Annotated in this window: 20 protein-coding genes and 1 pseudogene; 5 read left to right on the plus strand and 16 right to left on the minus strand. The window is 68.6% G+C overall.

Going from position 1 to position 17,070, the window contains the following annotated elements:
- Window positions 1-55: 55 nt before the first annotated feature.
- The 6 genes from BBK14_RS30530 to BBK14_RS30555 form a co-directional block, all read right to left on the minus strand.
- A complete protein-coding gene (locus BBK14_RS30530; RefSeq protein ID WP_071066626.1) occupies window positions 56-2,347 on the minus strand; it encodes a heavy metal translocating P-type ATPase in 2,292 nt (763 codons plus the stop codon).
- 19 nt (window positions 2,348-2,366) lie between these two features.
- Window positions 2,367-3,335, minus strand: a complete 969-nt coding sequence (locus BBK14_RS30535) for a hypothetical protein (RefSeq protein ID WP_071066627.1) — start codon at window positions 3,333-3,335, stop codon at window positions 2,367-2,369.
- Window positions 3,332-3,571, minus strand: coding sequence for a heavy-metal-associated domain-containing protein (locus BBK14_RS30540; RefSeq protein ID WP_071066628.1), 240 nt, complete (start codon window positions 3,569-3,571; stop codon window positions 3,332-3,334). Before BBK14_RS30540 ends, BBK14_RS30535 begins: the two co-directional genes overlap by 4 nt.
- Window positions 3,572-3,795: 224 nt before the next feature.
- The gene (locus tag BBK14_RS30545; RefSeq protein WP_071066629.1) at window positions 3,796-4,482 is read right to left on the minus strand and encodes a hypothetical protein; all 687 of its coding nucleotides are present in this window, start codon (window positions 4,480-4,482) and stop codon (window positions 3,796-3,798) included.
- A 270-nt stretch (window positions 4,483-4,752) separates the two neighbouring features.
- Complete coding sequence (locus BBK14_RS30550) at window positions 4,753-4,974, minus strand: heavy-metal-associated domain-containing protein (protein WP_071066630.1); 222 nt, start codon at window positions 4,972-4,974, stop codon at window positions 4,753-4,755.
- A 46-nt stretch (window positions 4,975-5,020) separates the two neighbouring features.
- Window positions 5,021-6,154 (minus strand): urease accessory protein UreH domain-containing protein, encoded by a 1,134-nt coding sequence (locus tag BBK14_RS30555; RefSeq protein ID WP_071066631.1) that lies wholly within the window; start codon window positions 6,152-6,154, stop codon window positions 5,021-5,023.
- A gap of 305 nt (window positions 6,155-6,459) precedes the next feature.
- Here BBK14_RS30555 and BBK14_RS30560 point away from each other — a divergent pair, with 305 nt between their 5' ends.
- Together BBK14_RS30560 and BBK14_RS36180 are read left to right on the plus strand one after the other, a co-directional pair.
- Window positions 6,460-6,927, plus strand: coding sequence for a hypothetical protein (locus tag BBK14_RS30560; protein ID WP_071066632.1), 468 nt, complete (start codon window positions 6,460-6,462; stop codon window positions 6,925-6,927).
- Between the two features lie 227 nt (window positions 6,928-7,154).
- Window positions 7,155-7,547 carry a barstar family protein gene (locus BBK14_RS36180; protein WP_083391360.1) on the plus strand — a complete coding sequence of 131 codons (393 nt, stop codon included), beginning with the start codon at window positions 7,155-7,157 and terminating at the stop codon, window positions 7,545-7,547.
- Between the two features lie 126 nt (window positions 7,548-7,673).
- On the opposite strand, the pseudogene BBK14_RS43055 reads toward BBK14_RS36180, so the two are convergent.
- The 3 genes and pseudogenes from BBK14_RS43055 to BBK14_RS30570 form a co-directional block, all read right to left on the minus strand.
- A pseudogene (locus BBK14_RS43055) lies at window positions 7,674-7,824 on the minus strand (IS110 family transposase); the annotation flags it as partial.
- 334 nt (window positions 7,825-8,158) lie between these two features.
- A complete protein-coding gene (locus BBK14_RS30565; protein WP_338045526.1) occupies window positions 8,159-9,193 on the minus strand; it encodes an alpha/beta hydrolase in 1,035 nt (344 codons plus the stop codon).
- Between the two features lie 36 nt (window positions 9,194-9,229).
- Window positions 9,230-9,889 carry a TetR/AcrR family transcriptional regulator gene (locus tag BBK14_RS30570; protein ID WP_071066633.1) on the minus strand — a complete coding sequence of 220 codons (660 nt, stop codon included), beginning with the start codon at window positions 9,887-9,889 and terminating at the stop codon, window positions 9,230-9,232.
- Window positions 9,890-10,051: 162 nt separating this feature from the next.
- Here BBK14_RS30570 and BBK14_RS30575 point away from each other — a divergent pair, with 162 nt between their 5' ends.
- Window positions 10,052-10,771, plus strand: coding sequence for an alpha/beta hydrolase (locus BBK14_RS30575; protein ID WP_071066634.1), 720 nt, complete (start codon window positions 10,052-10,054; stop codon window positions 10,769-10,771).
- 176 nt (window positions 10,772-10,947) lie between these two features.
- Here BBK14_RS30575 and BBK14_RS40930 read toward each other — a convergent pair whose 3' ends face one another.
- The 3 genes from BBK14_RS40930 to BBK14_RS30590 form a co-directional block, all read right to left on the minus strand.
- Window positions 10,948-11,118, minus strand: coding sequence for a hypothetical protein (locus BBK14_RS40930; RefSeq protein WP_241831978.1), 171 nt, complete (start codon window positions 11,116-11,118; stop codon window positions 10,948-10,950).
- A gap of 511 nt (window positions 11,119-11,629) precedes the next feature.
- Complete coding sequence (locus BBK14_RS30585; protein WP_071066635.1) at window positions 11,630-11,896, minus strand: MerR family transcriptional regulator; 267 nt, start codon at window positions 11,894-11,896, stop codon at window positions 11,630-11,632.
- The gene (locus BBK14_RS30590) at window positions 11,893-12,588 is read right to left on the minus strand and encodes a hypothetical protein (RefSeq protein ID WP_071066636.1); all 696 of its coding nucleotides are present in this window, start codon (window positions 12,586-12,588) and stop codon (window positions 11,893-11,895) included. The genes BBK14_RS30585 and BBK14_RS30590 overlap by 4 nt, the downstream gene beginning before the upstream one ends.
- A 577-nt stretch (window positions 12,589-13,165) precedes the next feature.
- Between BBK14_RS30590 and BBK14_RS30595 the strand changes: the two genes are divergently transcribed.
- Together BBK14_RS30595 and BBK14_RS30600 are read left to right on the plus strand one after the other, a co-directional pair.
- Window positions 13,166-13,528 carry a type II toxin-antitoxin system RelE/ParE family toxin gene (locus tag BBK14_RS30595; RefSeq protein WP_071066637.1) on the plus strand — a complete coding sequence of 121 codons (363 nt, stop codon included), beginning with the start codon at window positions 13,166-13,168 and terminating at the stop codon, window positions 13,526-13,528.
- Window positions 13,525-13,851, plus strand: a complete 327-nt coding sequence (locus BBK14_RS30600) for a helix-turn-helix domain-containing protein (protein WP_071066638.1) — start codon at window positions 13,525-13,527, stop codon at window positions 13,849-13,851. The genes BBK14_RS30595 and BBK14_RS30600 overlap by 4 nt, the downstream gene beginning before the upstream one ends.
- 504 nt (window positions 13,852-14,355) lie before the next feature.
- Here the strand turns inward: BBK14_RS30600 and BBK14_RS42505 are convergent.
- The 4 genes from BBK14_RS42505 to BBK14_RS30620 form a co-directional block, all read right to left on the minus strand.
- The gene (locus BBK14_RS42505) at window positions 14,356-14,763 is read right to left on the minus strand and encodes an integrase core domain-containing protein (RefSeq protein ID WP_071066639.1); all 408 of its coding nucleotides are present in this window, start codon (window positions 14,761-14,763) and stop codon (window positions 14,356-14,358) included.
- A gap of 11 nt (window positions 14,764-14,774) precedes the next feature.
- Window positions 14,775-15,236, minus strand: coding sequence for an SRPBCC family protein (locus tag BBK14_RS30610; protein WP_071066646.1), 462 nt, complete (start codon window positions 15,234-15,236; stop codon window positions 14,775-14,777).
- 395 nt (window positions 15,237-15,631) lie between these two features.
- On the minus strand, window positions 15,632-16,174 hold the full coding sequence (locus tag BBK14_RS40940) for a site-specific integrase (RefSeq protein ID WP_241831979.1): 543 nt from the start codon (window positions 16,172-16,174) through the stop codon (window positions 15,632-15,634).
- 392 nt (window positions 16,175-16,566) lie between these two features.
- A partial coding sequence (locus tag BBK14_RS30620) for a transposase (RefSeq protein WP_131802465.1) occupies window positions 16,567-17,070 on the minus strand: 504 nt, incomplete at its 5' end.

Raw genomic sequence — 17,070 nt, forward strand, 5'->3', positions numbered from 1 at the left:
CCTTCTCCGTGGGACGGGGACCGACTCGCCGCCAGCGCCGGGGCATCCAACTCGATCAGATGCCTCTCGTGTCGCCCTGTGCGGCGAACCGTCGCAGCCGCAGGCTGTTGGCGACGACGAACACGGAGCTGAACGCCATCGACGCACCCGCGATCATGGGATTCAGCAGGCCAGCCGCGGCCAGGGGCAGCGCCGCGAGGTTGTAGGCGAACGCCCAGAACAGGTTTCCTTTGATCGTCGCCAGGGTCCTGCGGGACAGCCGGATCGCGTCGACCGCGGCCCGCAGGTCGCCGCGTACCAGAGTGAGGTCGCTGGCTTCGATCGCGACGTCGGTGCCGGTACCCATGGCCAGACCGAGGTCGGCCTGCGCGAGCGCGGGGGCGTCGTTGACCCCGTCGCCCACCATCGCGACGACCTTGCCCTCGGACTGCAGGCGCTTGACCACGTCGACCTTGCCCGCTGGCAGCACCTCCGCGATGACGGTGTCGGGGCCGACGTCGATGCCGACCTCCGCCGCGACAGCGCGGGCGGCGGCCGTGTTGTCGCCGGTGAGCAGTACCGGGGTCAGCCCCAGCCCACGTAGCTGGGCGACGGCCTGCGCCGAGGTCGGTTTCACGACGTCCGCGACGACGAGCACGGCGCGGGCCTCGCCGTCCCAGGCGACGCCGACGGCGGTCCGGCCACCCGCCTCGGCGGCGTCCCTGGCCGCGACGAGGTCCGGCGGCAGCGGCAGGCTCCAGTCCGCCAGGAACGCCGAACGCCCGACGAGTACGGCACGCCCGTCGACGACGCCGTGGACGCCGAGTCCTTCGACGTTGCTGAACTGGTCGACATCAGGCAGGTCGCCGACCTGGTCGCGGGCCGCCCGCACGATCGCGGCCGCGATGGGGTGCTCGGAGGCGTTCTCCAACGCGCCGGCCAGCCGCAGCGCCTCGGTCTCGTCCACGTCGGCGGCGGTGYGGATCTCGACAAGGCTCATACGGCCGGTCGTGACCGTGCCGGTCTTGTCGAGCACGATCGTGTCGACCCGGCGGGTGGATTCGAGTATCTCGGGGCCCTTGATCAGGATGCCGAGCTGCGCGCCCCGCCCCGTGCCGACCAGCAGCGCCGTCGGCGTGGCCAGCCCGAGCGCGCACGGGCAGGCGATGATGAGGACGGCGACCGCGGCGGTGAACGCCGCCGCCGCGCCCGCCCCCGCCCCGAGCCAGAAGGCCAGGGTGGCCGCGGCCAGGGCGATGACGACCGGCACGAACACACCGGAGATCCGGTCGGCGAGCCGCTGCGCGGCGGCCTTGCCGTTCTGGGCGTCCTCGACGAGCTTCGCCATCTGGGCCAGCTGGGTGTCGGCGCCGACCCGGATGGCGCGCACGACCAGCCGCCCGCCGGCGTTCACCGTCGAGCCGGTCACCGCGTCGCCCGGTGCCACCTCGACCGGGACGGACTCGCCGGTCAGCATCGAGGCGTCGACGGCGGACGAGCCTTCTTCGACCGTGCCGTCGGTGGCGATTCGTTCGCCGGGCCGGACGACGAACCGGTCGCCGACGGCCAGCTGGTCGATCGGGATCCGCACCTCGGTACCGTCGCGCAGGACCGCGGCGTCCTTGGCACCGAGTTCGAGCAGCGCCTGCAGCGCCGCGCCGGCCCGCCGCTTCGCACGCGCCTCGAAGTAGCGGCCGGCGAGGATGAACGTGGTGACTCCGGCGGCGACCTCCAGGTAGATGTTGCCCGTCCCGTCCCCGCGGGCGATGGTCAGCTCGAACGGGTGCACCATCCCCGGCATCCCGGCGGTGCCGAACTGCAGCGCGTACAGCGACCACAGGAACGCGGCGCCGACACCGATCGAGATCGGGGTGTCCATCGTCGCCGCGCCGTGTCGAAGATTGGTCCAGGCTGCCCGGTGGAACGGCCACGCGGCCCAGGTCACGACGGGGCCCGCCAGAGCCAGCGAGAACCACTGCCAGTTCGTGAACTGCAGCGCCGGGACCATCGCCATCGCGATCACCGGAACCGCCAGCACGGCGCTGGCGACCAGACGCCGGCGCAGCGGGCGGGTCGGGTCCGGCTCGGCGTCGGGGACGCCGGCCGCCGGCTCCGCCGTCTGCGGCCGGGGCAGTTCGGCGGTGTAGCCGGCCGCCTCGACCTGGGCCACCAGCACGGCCGGATCGACGCCGCCCGGGGCGTTCACCCGGGCCTTCTCTGTGGCGTAGTTGACCGTGGCGGTGACACCATCGATCCTGTTGAGTCTGCGCTCGACCCGGTTCGCGCAGGACGCGCAGGTCATCCCGCCGATCGCGAGTTCGATCTCGGTGACCGCGACGCCGGACGTGTTCGTCGTCGTGACACTCATGCCAGCCTTCCTCTCCCGGTCAGTGGCCGTGGCCGGCGCCGTCATGGCCGGCCGGCGGCGGGGTGACGGTGACGTCCCGGGCGGCCGGTTCGGTGGGCTCGGCCTGCTCGGTGGGCACGGTGGGCACGGTGGGCACGGTGAACTCGACGGTACGGACGGCCCCGTCGTGCTGGAAGTCCAGGAACAGCCGGTAGCCGCCCGCGCTGGGCACCTCTGCGACGAACGGGACGTCCGGGCCTGCCGGCCCCTCACCGGGTCCGCCGTCGGGATGTACGTGCAGGTAGGCCAGGTCGCCCTCGCGCAGCGCGACCAGGTGCCCGTAGGCGCCGAGATAGGGCTCCAGGTCCGTCACCGGCCGCCCGTCCCGGCGCACCGTCAGGGTGAGCGGCGAGGCCCGCCCGCTGACGAGGTCGCCGGCGAGCGTCACCTCATACCCGTCCACTGCCGCGGTGCGGGTCGGCACGTGCATGACCGGCTCGAACAGACCGGGGGCGGCCAGGTCGACACCCAGCGTGGTGGCCGCCGCGCCGGTGGGAGCGAAGTCCGCGAACGCCCGGTAGGAGCCGGCGGCGGGCACGCTGAGCGGGACCGACCAGGTCCCCTCGGGCGTCATGCCYGGATGTACATGCTGGAACCCGGTGCCGTCGCGGCGCACCAGGATCAGGTGCATCCGCTTGTCGTGCCTGACGTCGAACGCCGTGACGGGAGCTCCGTCCGGCCCGACGATCCGGAAGGTGAAGTCCTCGCGGGCCCCAGGGGTCAAGCTCGAATCAGTGGGTGTGAAGGTGTAGCCGCCCGCGCTGGATGCCAGCCCGCCCGGCTGTTCCGGGACGGCGGCCCTGACCTCAGCGGCCGTGGCCTCGGAGGCATCGTCGACGCCCGCATCGACCGTGGTCGGAGGGCCGACAGCCATGCCGACGCCGTAAGCCCCTGCGACGAGCAGGGCGAGTGCCGCGCCGAAGGCGGACAGCTTCACCGCCGCGTTCACCTCACACCAGCTCCTTCGGACGCCGGCCTCAGCCCGGCGAGCCGGTAGCCGGCCTCTTCTACCGCGGCACGGACCTCGGCCGGGTCGACCTGCCGGTCGCTGGTGACGGTGACCGCGCCGGAGCTCAGGTCCACCGCCACGTTCGTCACGCCCTGGATGTCGCCGACCTCCTCGGTGACCGAGGCGACGCAGTGCCCGCAGGTCATGCCAGTCACGGTGTAGGTGGTCTCGCTCATCAGGAGCTCCTCTCTCGGGGGCCCTGGGCATCGGCGTCAGGACTCGGCAGGGCGCGACGCCGACGGCCGCCCTCACCATCCCTTCGCGAGATACCCATGGGGGGTATCTTGCGTCGAGCAAGGTACCCCATGGGGGTACCTTGTGGGAAGCCCGGGGTGCGACCGCCGTCGCCCCGGTCAGACAGTGCGTGCGGCTGGATGTGGAGCCGGGGACGTCGGGATGCTCAGTCGTCGTGAGGTGCGGTACCCGGGGGGTGGGGGTGGTTGGGAGCGGGCTGGGACGGCGGCTCCTGCTCACGGGTTTCGCCTGCCGCGGGCGACGGTCCGGTCGTCCCACCCACGCTGTCGTGTGGGAGCTCCGGGGGATCATCGTCCGAACTGTGAGAGTGGGGAACGGACTCGTCTGTCATCTCGTGGCCGTGGCTGTCACCGTGACCGTGTGACCCGGCGAGTTCGACCGCGGGCAGGGTGAAGCCGGTGACCCCGGCGCCGACGGCACCGATCACGGCAGCCGCGCTGAGCGAGGAACGGAACCCACGCGCGTGCCGCGCCCGGAGGGACCACAGAGCGAGGACGCAGACCGCCGCCTGAAAGGCCACCGCGGTGAGGTCGACCCTGTCGACCTGTTCGGGCATACCGGCATGGGGACCGACGGGGAAACCCGCGGTCCGGCTGAGGACCCACACCAGGATCACCCCCGCGTTGACCAGCAGGCCCGTCGCCACCGTCCGTCGGCTGGCGCTCCGCATCACGGCGAGGGCCCAGCCCGCCTGGAAGACCGCGGTCGCGAAGAAGAAAACGCCCGACAGCGGCCAGGAGGTGAAATGGCTCGGCGCGACAGCAGCATGAGTCGCGGCCGCGCCGAGCGAGGCGAACGCCGCCACGATTCTGCGCGCCCCGATGTCGGCCATGATCCGGGTCTCGGCTCTCCGCCGGCCTCCCGCATGTCTCCGTCCCTCGGCTTCGGCCTGGAACAGGGGCGAGTCGGGAACGGGCCTGGATGGCTCGTGGAACGCCGCCCGGCGGATAACGAGCGGCGTGGTCGGTGGACCGTCCACTGCCCGGCTCACCCGGTCGCGCAGGACAGCACAGTCATGCCGGCCTCCTGGTGGTAGACGTCATGGCAGCGGACGATCCGGGACCGGGGCGGTCAGCCTGCCCGACAGGTTCTGGCCGGTCCGTCACGGCAGCGGCGAGGCCCTGTAGCCGAGTTCTTCGATCACTCTGACCACGTCCCGCGGGCTGTTCCGGCTCAGGTCCAGCTCGACCGTGGTGCGTCCCTGTTTCAGAGTGGTCCGGGTGCTGCGAACGCCCGGTAGGTCCTCCAGAGCGTCGTCGATGAGCAGCGAACAGCTGGCACAGTGCATTCCTTCGACGCGGAACGTGTGTGTGGTGGCGGGCACTGTCGGGTACTCCGTTCTCCTTGTACAGCCGAAGGCAATCTGCTCGTCAGACGACGGTGATGACCCCGGTGAACATCCCCATGCCGCACGCGTAGCGCAGCTTCCCGGGTTTCAGCGCCCCCAGATCGATCGTCGTGTCGCCCTCGACCGGCAGGACCTTCTCGACGTCGCGGTCCGGGATGACAAACGACCGGATGCAGCCCTGCGCGTTGTCCGAGTGCACCACCAGCGTCGTGGGCACACCTGCCTGCACCTGGACGTTGCCGGGGCTGTAGGAGTCGGCATCAGCCGTGATCTTCACGGTCTGGCGCCCGTCCACCGTCGACGCGGCCGACGTGTCGACCGGCACCCGGGAGAGCCCGACGGCCTCGGCGAGCCGGTTGGCGGCCAGCGGCGAACCGGCGAGCTGCAGGCCGCCGTTGAGGGTGTAGAGCCCCATCGCCAGCACGACCAGCCCGGTGACCGCGGCCAGCCTGCTGCGCCACGCGGTCGCGGCCCTGCGGGCGGCGTAGCCGAGAACGGCGAACAACGGGCCGGTGCCGAGCACGAACACCCCCATCGTCGCCGCACCCGCCAGCGCGGACCCGGACGCGAGCGCGAGCGCCTCCACCGACAGCGTCACGCCGCACGGAATGAGCACGGTGGCCAGACCGAGCAGCGCCGGTGCCAGCGCCGCCTGGGAACGGGCACGCCTGCGGACGACCCTCATCCACGAGGCCGGCGGCTCGACGACGACGCCGCGGAACCCCGGCACGCCCAGCTGGGCGAGACCGAACACGATGATCAGCAGGCCGGCGCCGATCTGCAGCCAGGTGCGCGCATCGACCGAAAGCTCCACCGCGCCGCCCACGGCGCCCAGCAACGCCCCGAGCAGGACGTGCGAGACAAGCTTCCCGGCCAGGAACCCGCCGACCGGCGCGAGGTCGTCACCGAGCTGAGCACGCCAGTCCGGTTCCCGTACGGCCTGCACCGACCGGATCCCGGAACGGGCCCGATCCCGGCGGACGGCATGGCGGGCCGAATGGCGACCACGCCCAGGCGCGGGACGGGACGGCTCGGCTGCCCCCGCCGCTGCCGCACGCTGCCGGGTGATCAGGCCGGTCAGCAGGCCGCCCTGCACCGCGGCGCAGGACACACCACCCGCGAACAGGCCGGTCACCAGAACAGTTGCGAGATTCACGCAGCCTCCCGCGAGAGTGGACGAGGATGCTCGAAAGCTCGCCAGCCGAGCGCGGAGCCCCGCCCGGGCCGCGTGTCGAAACGAGCAGCGAGACCGGGCGGGATCCGGCATGCGGTCCGACGTCAGTTGCCGAACCAGACGGTAAACCACTACATGACGTAGTAGACACCCGGGTCAGCGGTGAGCATCCACGGCGCGGGGGCACCGTGGCGAAGCAGGACCATCGGAACATCCGGGCAGCGTCCGCGACCCGGCACCAAAGCAGGATCTACTACAAAAGATCGTAGACAGAGCGAAGGTTGGCCGTGGGCAGCCCCGCGGGCGGCGTCTGTCGGCCCTGGACGCCACAGGCATCCACCCGCCCCGGCCCCCTCGGACCAAACGCGCTCCGCCACGCCGAACAGCTCATCGCCGCCGTCGCCCCACTCAAGCTCGACCCCGCAGCCGCCTGGACCGTCGACCCCACCGTCTTACCCCACCTCGCCCACGCTCTCCGCGCCCGCGCACCTGACCGCGATGGCACCACCTTCACCACCGGCCTCGGCACCGTCCTCGACGGCATCGCACGACGCTTCGCCACCCCAAGCCGACATCTGGACGGTACGACCACGTCCGCGACGTTCATCGAATTCTGCAAGCAGCTCCTCCACGACATCGACGGCACCATTTTCCTCATCGTCGACGACCACAGCGCACACAAGTCCGCCGCCGAACTACACGACGGCGCCAAGAAGGCATTCGCTCGACTGCCGGCCACACCGGAAATCATCTGAGGCTTCTTCCGAGATCCGGACCCGACCTATATCAACATTCCAGCAGCCTGGTTTCCAATTAGTATACTGGCGATCATTACAAGTACTTCACGCGGATTAGGTAGGCAAAAGTGCCCCATAGCCGGCTACCTCACATACTTCTTTCACCACAACCCCCTTGGGTTCTCTGCGGAGAAGTACCCGCACCTCTCGAAGATACCGACCAGCCGGGTAGCGATGTACKACTGGTGAGCATCAACGGTATTTACATGAGCACCGAGTCGGACATGCATGACGAATTTAGCGAGAAGTGGGACTTCCCCAGTTATTACGGTCGCAGCTGGGACGCCATGTACGAATGTCTCACCGACCTGAGTTGGGTACCAGCCGAGGCCTACGTCCTGGAAATCTCCCACAGTTCCCAACTTCTGTCACGGCAACAGCACTCGCTCGAGGTTCTCCTCGGCGTACTCTCGTCCGCAGGTAAAGCATGGACTACTCCGGGGTCGCGCGGCTGGCCTATTGACGAACGACGAGTTCCGTTCCATACAGTTCTGCGCGATCCAGAACTGACAGACAGCGACCTGGTCGGTCTATATTCCCCACTCGGCGTACCGGTATCTGTCCTGTCGACGGTTTAGCCTACAACGGGGCGATCTCCCTGCGATCTATTCGGGGTAACTTTCGCCACCGACAGATTCGCCAATCCGTCATGGTTGAAGCTGCGATTCTCGGGTGGCGATATCGCCACCCGAGAATCACCGCCAGAAGGCCTGCTGGTGCACGGCGGTCAGCGAGGCGGTAGTTGGTCGCATAGCGGGCCTGCATGACCGTCTTCTTCCCGGAGGCGCGGGTGGTCGGGCTGGTGCCGGAGTAGTTCCTCCGGGCCTTGGTGTCGCGGTAGCGGGTGAGGTCGTCCTTCGAGGGACCCGGCACTAGACCGGGTGCTGTCTCACGGCCGCACTGAGATCAGCCGACTTCGGCCACCTTCTCGACGCGCTACCCGCTGGCCAGTTCGCGGCCCTGCGCGCCGCAGGGCCGGCTTACCTGACCAAGTCCGCCGAGGACATCTCACCAGTGCCATGGGCATCTTCCTCATGGCGTAGCCAGCGAACTCGCCGGTCGGCAATTACAGCCGTCAGACGCCGACACCGTTAGACCTGACCGACGGCGACTCGGAATTCGTGAGGTGCACCTTATTTCGTTCAGTACAGCACACGTCCTGATCGATCCTGGAGGAACAGACCGCCAATCAAAATTTTGCCCCCCACCCCGTGCTGGAGTCGACGAACTGGCGTATCTCCCGCTGAATCGCATCGTCCTCGGGGGCCATGCCGAAGAACCCGCCATGACCGCCTGCTTCGGTGACGTGAAGGTGCGCATCGACGCCGGCTGCACGAAGCGCCCGGTGCATACGCACGGAGTCCGACAGGAGCAGGTCACGCGTGCCTGTCGTGAGAATCGTTGACACAAACCCCTTGGTGAAGTCGCCGAACAACGGCGATACATAGGGGTTCTTAAGATCATGACCTGCCGCGTACAGGAGGAAGGCGGGCATCGACCTTCGCGGGAGGAGTGGGTCGAGCCCCAGGTTCGTCTGGATTGAATCACCGGACTCGGTGAGGTCCACGACCGGCGTTTTCAGCACCGCGCCGGCAGGTAGTGGGAGGCCTTCGTCCCGCGCTCGCAGGATGAGTGCGGCGGCGAGGTTACCACCCGCCGACGATCCGCCGACGACGATGCGCTCCGGTTGGCATTCCTCCAGCAGTGCGCGGTAGGTGGCAAGGCAGTCGTCGAGTGCCGCAGGGAACGGATGGTCGGGAGGCATCCGGTAGTCGACGGCCCAGACGCGGATGCCAGCGCGTGTGGCGGTGCCGACCGCCATGGCGCGGCAGGCTTCACCAGCTCCGTAGATGAAGGCACCGCCGTGAATGTCGAGATAGACGCGGTCGTCGTCTGTCGACAGGTCGATCGGCGTGATGTCGTGGACACGGAACGGGCCGAGGTCGAGTTCCTCTGTCCGGACCGGCGCGTCGGCTGCCCGCGCTGAGAGCGTGGCGCCGATCGTCCGGTYGTGATCGGCGATCAGTGTTCGCCATCCATCAAGATCATCTAATGGCGGGTATCCAGGAGACTGCATCGGGGGCATCGCGAGGACCGCCTGCGCCTCGGCGCTCACCGATGTCGGAACTGGAACATCACGTGCCGGGACGTGCAGGACAGGTCGAAGGTCGGTCATCTCCGCTCCGATCAGATCAGTCAGCCGAGAAGGTAGTTCGATGTTCATCGGCTGGCGGCCGGTCCGCCACCGCTTCGAGGATCGTCAACGCTGTGACTTGCCCGGGCCGGTCGCGTCCTGCCGGTCGAGCTGTGCGGGCGGTGTGGGGTACCTGTCGGGCCGCGTCCGTCGCGTCTGTGCCGCGGCCGCAGCGGGCTCGTTGTTTGTGGTGAGGCGGAAGACGGCCCGCTCAAGTGTCGGGAGAATGGCGGTGATGTCGAGCTCGCCGTTCGCGAACTGGCCCACCACGGCGTGGGCCATGTTCGTGAGGATGAGCCCGATGTCGTCAATGTAGTCGGGGTCACCGCCGACCAGGATGGCGCGCGCAACAGGTTCGATGGCGCCCATGGCCTGCTGGTCGAGCTTTCGTCCGCCCGGCCCGTTCCGCGCCCGGTGGTAGGCCTCGAGGATGCGCGGGCTGCGTTCCCACGGCTCGAAGACGTGCCGGAACACCCGCATCAGGCCGTCGTAGAGGGATTCGCCGGGGGCTGGTGGCGCCACCGGTGCACAGCTGTTGACCGTCAGCCACTGCTGCAGCGCGGCCACGACGAGCTCGTCCCGACTGGGAAACAGCTTGTAGATCGTCAGCGGCGAGACGTGTGCGCGGCGGACCACCTCACGGATCTGGACGGCGTCGTGGCCGCCGGACTCGAGCAGCTCAAGCACCACACGGAGGACTGCATCGCCTGGCCGGGATGCGGGCACCTGGCTCCTCTCCTCGTTCGCCGACAGTCCTTGCTCAAGACATCACCTACGATATCCTGGTTATCCGGATATCTGGGATATCTACACGGTCTACACGATCAGGGGCGGCTCGCGGACCCGCGGGACGGGTCGGCTGTGCCGTCATGGCGAAGGAGAACTCGCATGGCGACGTACGTCCTGGTGCATGGTGGCGGGCATGGCGGCTGGTGCTACCAGCCGGTAGGCCGTTTACTGCGGGCTGCCGGGCACGAGGTCTACGCGCCCACACTCACCGGAGTGGGAGAGCGCGCGCACCTGGCGAGCCCGAAGGTCGACCTCGACTTACACATCCAGGACGTCGTGGCGGTGCTGCACTACGAGGACCTGCGTGACGTGATCCTGGTCGGGCACAGCTACGGCGGAATGGTCATCACCGGTGTCGCCGACCGGGCTGCCGACCGGGTGGGCCGCATCGTCTACCTCGACGCGGCGAACCCCGTGAACGGCCAGTCGCTCGTCGATGTCGCCGGGCCGATCATCACCGTGACCCGGCCGCACGGCCAGGTTGTCGACGGTGTCGAGCTGGTCCTCCTGCCGGCCCCGGGTGCGGGGRCCTTCTACGGCGTGACCGACCCGGCCGACCTCGCCTGGATGGRCGATCGCCTGACCGGCCACCCGTGGCGGTGCTTCGAGCAGCCGCTGACGCTCGCCAACGAGGCGGCGCTCTGGGCGATCCCGCAGTACCACATCGTCTGTACCTCCACCCTCGCCACCCGCGACGCGGAGCTCATGGAGAAGGCGCGCGCGGCCGGCCGTCTCTGGGCCGTCGACACCGGCCACGACCTCATGATCACCGAGCCGCGGGCGGTCGCCGACGCGCTCCACGAGGTTGCCTCCGCCTGATCAGGTCCGGGCGAGCCGGACAGGATCGAGGTACGGCCGTTTCGGAGTGGACATCGCCGGTGCGGCGTCCAGGCCGGCGACCCGTGGGGCCGCCGGCCTGGACGGCCTGACGTCCTCGGAGTCCATCCGCGCCGGCCGGCACCTCGGCGGGACCGACCGGCGTCAACGCAGCGGCATCAACGCAGCGGCGTTGGGACATAGCGAGCCGGGCCGTGGCCAGGCGTGAGGACGAGCTCGGTTCCCGCCTCCCCGGTGCGAAGAGTGTCGACGACGGCGGCGGCGACCTCGTCGGCGGAGAGCATCAGAACACCGGCGGCCTGGAAGTGGGTGCGAGCTCCCGCCGTCAACGGCGTGTCGACGAGCCCGGGGCAAACTGCGCCAAGGCGGATGCCCTCACGCGCCAGTCGCCCGGACAGGGCACGGACCAGGCCAAAGCTTGGCTTTGTCCGCACACTGCACATCCGTCAAGCCAGACCACCGACGCGGCGAAACCGCAGGTAGGACAGGGGAAGAGTGGGCAGGAGCGGGGACAACCCGAACCGCCGCCCCACCATCCCCGGGCCCACGACCAGCATCCACGATCACACAAACAGGTCGCCTACCAGCGGAAACGCACGGCGACGCCGTCGTACGGCGCCGCCCACAATCCCGGCCGCCGCCAACGGCTGACCCCATGGTTGGGGCTGCGATCCGCAGCCCCAACCACCCGACTCCGGGGATCCATTACCGCGATGATCGACATGGATGCAACAAACGGCGCTCGATAGCGCGCTCTGCCGATGAGGCCACTGGCCGCGCGAGTTGACGGGTCGGCGCGAGACCCCGTTGTCGTGATGCTCTTGATGCGTTCGATCGAATTTAGCCGGTGGTGTTCGCGAAGGCTGCGCCGCGACGCACGTCGTCGGGATGGACGGCGGGGCCGTTCACGTCGAGGGCGGCCAGGAGCGCGGCTGTCGGAACCTGGTAACGCCAGCCGAGCCGCATGACGCGGCACGGAAAGCGCTCCGCGTGGACCAGCTTGTAGGCGGTGTTGATCGAGATTCCGACGGCCCGCGCAGCGGTACGCAGGTCCACGACGGTCGGCAAGTCGAACAGCTCAGGGAAGGTGAGCCGCCGGTTCGTCACGCGGCCTCCCCGTCGGCGGGAGGCCCTGTCTGGCCAAGTGCCAGCCTCAGCCCGAGCCGCTGAGCGATGGCGCCGAGCCGCTCGCCTTCCACCCTGACTGGATCGCCGCCGCTCTGCTCGACGGCCGGCGCAGTGTCATCGACCAGGCGCTGAAAGGCGGCGATCGCTCGTGACGCGTCGAAGGGGGAGGCGTCGAGTGCCTGTACAAGCTCGATGTCGGCGGTGGGCGTTTCACGCCGGGGGCGGGAGGCTGCGCGCCGAACGTGCCGGTACGTGGTCGACCATAGCCAGGCGCCAAGCTCCGGCCGGTCAGGGTCTGCCGAGCGGGCCGTCACAAGGAAGGCACTGACGGCTTCGGCCTCCAGCTCGGCCAGATCCGCCACGAATCCGAATCGGCGGCAATGCCAGCAGATCCTCCGAAGCCCAGGTGCCATCATCCAGATCGTGACCACATCCCACGGGTCCTTCTTCTCGCGGCTGAGGCGGAGAAGGCGCGACCAGACGGCGTCGCGTATTTCAGTCGGTACGTCAGGATTCAACATGGTATCCCGTATCCTCTTGACAGAAATCTGCTCGACCTCAGTGCTGCTGTCGAGGGACGGGACATCCATGGTGAGCTCCAGCATCGCGGGCGCGAGCATGACCTGGGCTTCGATGGAGTCAAGAACACGGTCGCGGAGCAGGATTGCCAAAACAGTTCCTCCTCGGGCTAACGGGGGCCTCTTTCTCGCGGCTATGTGCCGTCGCTGCGGTCGTACCCAGCCCCAAATGGGGACATGTACACCTTGCGGTGGTCTCGCCGTGGGCCCTCAACACACGAAGGTGATCAACGCATGCCACGGTCTGGCCGACTCGTCGCCAGGTGACAGATCCGAGGGGAGGCGGTCCGTTGCGAGGACCCCGCCCCCGCCGGCCGGTGTGTTCGGCCTGTGGCGGGTCTCGCCGGCGGGCGATGGCAGCCCCCTCGACGAGACCGCGAGTCGTGCAGGTGGCCGGGGTCTCGTGGCGCACGGCGCATTCGTCGGGATCGTGCGGCGGTCGGGGTCGTGGCCGCCAACCTGCTGATGGCACCGCCCCCGCGGCTGGCGCTGGGATGATGGAGAACGTGGTAGAGCCCGCCTCGGGATCACAGGTCGCGATCGAGACCGTCCCCCGCATGGCCCCGAGACGTGCAGCCGAAAGCGCGACCGGGGTGACGTGACTGGCTCGCGTGACGGCGTGACAGCAGTACACTTAGGTACTGAACCCTATCCCCCAAAGGGACATGTCGTGACCTATCGCCTGGAGATCGTCAGCGAGGTCCGGGAGTGGCTGCATGACCTACGTCGAACAGACCGAAATACCGCGATCCTTGTCGGCCAGGCTGTGACCGCGCTTCTCGACGAAGGCCCCAGCCTGGGCCGGCCGCTCGTTGACCGGATCAAGGGCTCCCGACTCCATAACCTCAAGGAACYCAGACCCGCCTCGAGCGGAGCTAGCGAGGTCCGCATCCTGTTCGTCTTCGATCCCGAGCGCCGCGCGGTCCTGCTCGTTGCCGGAGACAAGGCCGGGCAGTGGTCAGCCTGGTACGAACGGGCGATCCCGCTGGCCGAAGCCCGCTACGCCCTCTACCTCAAGGAGCGTGACATATGAGCACCGCCCACGGGTACGACAGAGACGGGTTCCTCGCCGAGTTCTTCCCCGAAGAGCACGACCGTCGCGAGGTCGAGGCGGGGGCCCAACGCCTCGTGGCGGAGAACCGCGCACATCGGCTCGCCGAGATGCGTCGGCGCCTGGGCCTTACCCAGGCGGAAGTCGCCGACCGCATGCACGTCCGGCAGGAACGCGTCTCAGCCATCGAGCGGGCCAACGTCGACGCCAGCGAGCTACGCACCCTCGCCGCCTACGTCAAAGCACTCGGTGGACAGCTGGAGATCATCGCGGACTTCGGCGGGGAACGGCTCGTTATCGGGTGAAGGATGCCAGCCCGACCGCCACCCCCAGGACTACGGTCGACAGAGAACCACCGGTACTTCTGGAACCGCCAGGTAAGCGGAACGTGCGTTCGATCCAGTAAATGATGTTCCGATCGGCGTGATCACTAGGCATCGTCCAAGGTCGGGGCCTGTTCGGCGACCGATCAGGGCCACGATCCCCCTCAGGTGCGGGCCCACCGACGGGGAGGCACCTGGACCTACACCACGGCGGCGCGGGCACGGCCACGACTACCCACGTCAGCGCTCCCCGGGCGATAACGCCCCAGGCTGGCGGAAACCAGCCGTACCGGGCAAGCTGGGGTCCCCGAGCTGGGTATCGGCGCGACATACGACGGTCCAGCCCCGACCACCGAGGCCTTGACAGCCACGCTCAGGACGGCATTCAGTGACGAGACCCGCCCCCAGCGACTCGCATTACTAACACGATCCGCAACGACGGGGTGGAGCTGCCCCAGTTTCGTTCACAGGTAGGGCTTTGAACGGTTAAGCGACCTTATCGTACTCCTGGAAGCGGGTTTCGTGGTCGTGGGGGCTGAGGTATCCGTTGGTGGAGTGGCGGCGTCGCCGGTTGTAGAAACCCTCGATGAAGTCGAAGATGGCGGCGCGGGCCTGGTCGTGGGTGGCGAAGGTGGCGCGGTCGAGGAGTTCGCATTCGAGGGTGGCGAAGAACGATTCGGTGACCGCGTTGTCGTAACAATCACCGGAGGATCCGACGGGGCGCTTTACCTGGTTCTGTATGCAGATCTTCGCAAACTCCCGAGACGTGTATTGACCGGCACGGCGCGGTGGTGTCCCCCCGCTCGCCGCAGGATCATCGCCGGTCCCGGCGCCCTCGGCTACAGGCTCGCGGCGCGGGCCCTGAGGGCCCGGTCTCCTCGGACCGACCGCCACTCAGCGCCGAGTCAGCGCCCGTTCAGAGGCGTCACCGAGCGCATCGCCGATCCCTCCCCGAGCGCCGCCGAGAGCCCGTTCAGGTGGAGTCCCGTGCCGCCCCGCAGGTGCGCGACGTCATCCGCGCCGTCCCCGGTCATCACCAGCAGGACGTACTGCTCGGTCCACGTCAGCTTCGTGCCAGCCGCCTGCTCCCGGCTATCCCGCAGCCCAACGCTGACCAACGACACCCAGCGCACCTGGTCGTTGACGACCGCCTCGTAGGTGAAGACAACCAGCCGCCCGGGGACCAACTGGAGGGTGTGCGTACGGCGCTCGATCCGCTCGACCGAATCCCCGATCCGCATGGTGCTGCGCAGAAGCTCGGTGCCGCCGAGGCTCACGTCATACCGGTTACCCTGGTCGGCCTTTCCCGGCAGGCGCACCCACCGGGCACGCCGGTCCGATTCCGCGAAAGCGGCATAGACCTCCATCGGCGGCGACCTCAGCTCGCGATCGAGGACGAATGTGCCGTGGAGGGGCTCGCCYGCAGTCACGGCCGAAAGCCTACTCCCACAGCCGCGGGCTACCGCCGCCCTGACCGCAACCTCGCGATGCGGCAGTGGTAGTGACATGGGGCCGACCACGGCGGACCCGTATCCGCCGATGTGGACATCGTGGCCCTCGACGCTGTCGAGATCGGCGTCAGCGGCCTCGTGCACATGCTCGCAGCCATTGGCGCATATCCCACCGCGAGCTGCCGCGGGCACACAGGAGCCGAGGCGTGGGCGAGATGGCCCGTATGAAGAACTCGTCCGAGATATCCAGCCACTGGTCGCCCAGTCGGGATGCGGCTTCGACGTCGATGGGGAGAGACCGGAGTTTCTGATCATCGAGGGRCCGTCGATACGGAAAGACCATGCTGCTGGCCGGACTTCTGCTCGAGCAGACCACGGCACGCCACGACTGGACCCAGATGTCGATCAGCTGGCCTCGCGCTGAGACTGGCCCGAGCGAGGAATGAGCCAGGCGACGTTTTCGGCGATCTCCCGGACGAGTTCGGGAGCACGTGGGTGCGAGTGTGGGCGGTGATGGTGATCGAGGAAAGGTAGACCAGCCACGCGCGGACGTCGTCCGCGGTCACGCCCGTCCAGTCGTTGTGGTCGGTGTATGCGAGCTGGTGCGCGGCGGCGAACCACTGCGCGGCCTCGACGTAGGTTCGGATGGTCTTGGGGGACTTGCCTTCGGCGCTCAGATGCAGCCGGAAGGAGTTGATCACCGGCTGGAACGGGCCAGCGATCAAGGATTCGGGCTGCCGGGGCCAGGAAGCCGTCATCGAAAGTTTTCCTCTGTTCCAGCGCTGTGCGACGGACGATGGAACCGGTCTGTCGACGTTTCCGCTGGTCATCCCTGAAGGGGCGGGGCCGGTCAAGCGGTCGTGGTGTGGGGGTTGGGCCTGGTTTCCGGCTGGTTTCTGGGTGTCTGTGGGCGTGCGCCAGTGTCCGGCGGCGGAGTCAAGACGCAGCGCCCGCAGGGCGCAGCCCGAGGACGAACGGTCTTGACGCCGGTGTCGGCTGGCGCATCCTGGAACAGGCCAGGAACTGGGTGTGAGGGTGTGGTGTCTTCTCCAGCACGGGTGTGCGTGGTGGTGGCGGTGATTGTCCGCCAGTCATCCCTTCGCCACGCGGGGCAGGGTGGCATGGAGTGATGCGGCCACGATCAGACGGGGTCAAATCAGACGGGGTCAATCAGAGCGTCGACCACGCCACCGGGTGGTGGGGGTCATGACCTGCACGGCCACGCGTCTGATCGTGTGAACCCTGCTCACGCCGCCGTGCGTAGCGCGCGGACCTSSCCGTCGCGCAGCGCGTAGAAGACGAACGTGAGCAGYTTGCGGGCCGCGGCGACCTTGCCGATGTTGGTGCCGCGGCGGGCAGCGACCCTGGTCTTGGTCGGGCCCAGGACCGGGGTCGTGGGAGGCAGGATCGACACCGCTTCGATCGCGGCCCAGCGAATCAGGGAGGAGCCCTGTTTGGTGATGTGGCCACGGTGCACGGTGGTGTCGGACTCACGGTGTCGGGGGGTGAGACCAGCCCAGCTGGCAAGGTGGCCGGGCGTGGGGAAGCGGGTGATGTCCCCGATCTCGGCGAGGAACACCGCGGCCAAGGTCTTCCCGACCCCGGGCAGGGTGAGCAGCGCCTGATAACCCGGATCCCGCGCGAGCCGGCCGGCGAGTTGACAGGCGGCCGCGTCGATCTCGAAGTCCAGCAGGTCGATGAGGCGGCGCAGGCTCGTGACGCGGGCGTGGAACGGGCTGGGGAGCTGGAC

The sequence above is a fragment of the Parafrankia soli genome, assembly GCF_001854695.1.
Classification (GTDB): Bacteria; Actinomycetota; Actinomycetes; order Frankiales; family Frankiaceae; genus Parafrankia; species Parafrankia soli.

Excerpts from the sequence above, each read along its gene's own strand:
- BBK14_RS30540 (WP_071066628.1), bottom strand. The coding sequence starts at position 3,571 with ATGAGCGAGACCACCTACACCGTGACTGGCATGACCTGCGGGCACTGC.
- BBK14_RS30545 (WP_071066629.1), bottom strand. The coding sequence starts at position 4,482 with ATGGCCGACATCGGGGCGCGCAGAATCGTGGCGGCGTTCGCCTCGCTC.
- BBK14_RS30600 (WP_071066638.1), top strand. The coding sequence starts at position 13,525 with ATGAGCACCGCCCACGGGTACGACAGAGACGGGTTCCTCGCCGAGTTC.
- BBK14_RS30610 (WP_071066646.1), bottom strand. The coding sequence starts at position 15,236 with ATGGAGGTCTATGCCGCTTTCGCGGAATCGGACCGGCGTGCCCGGTGG.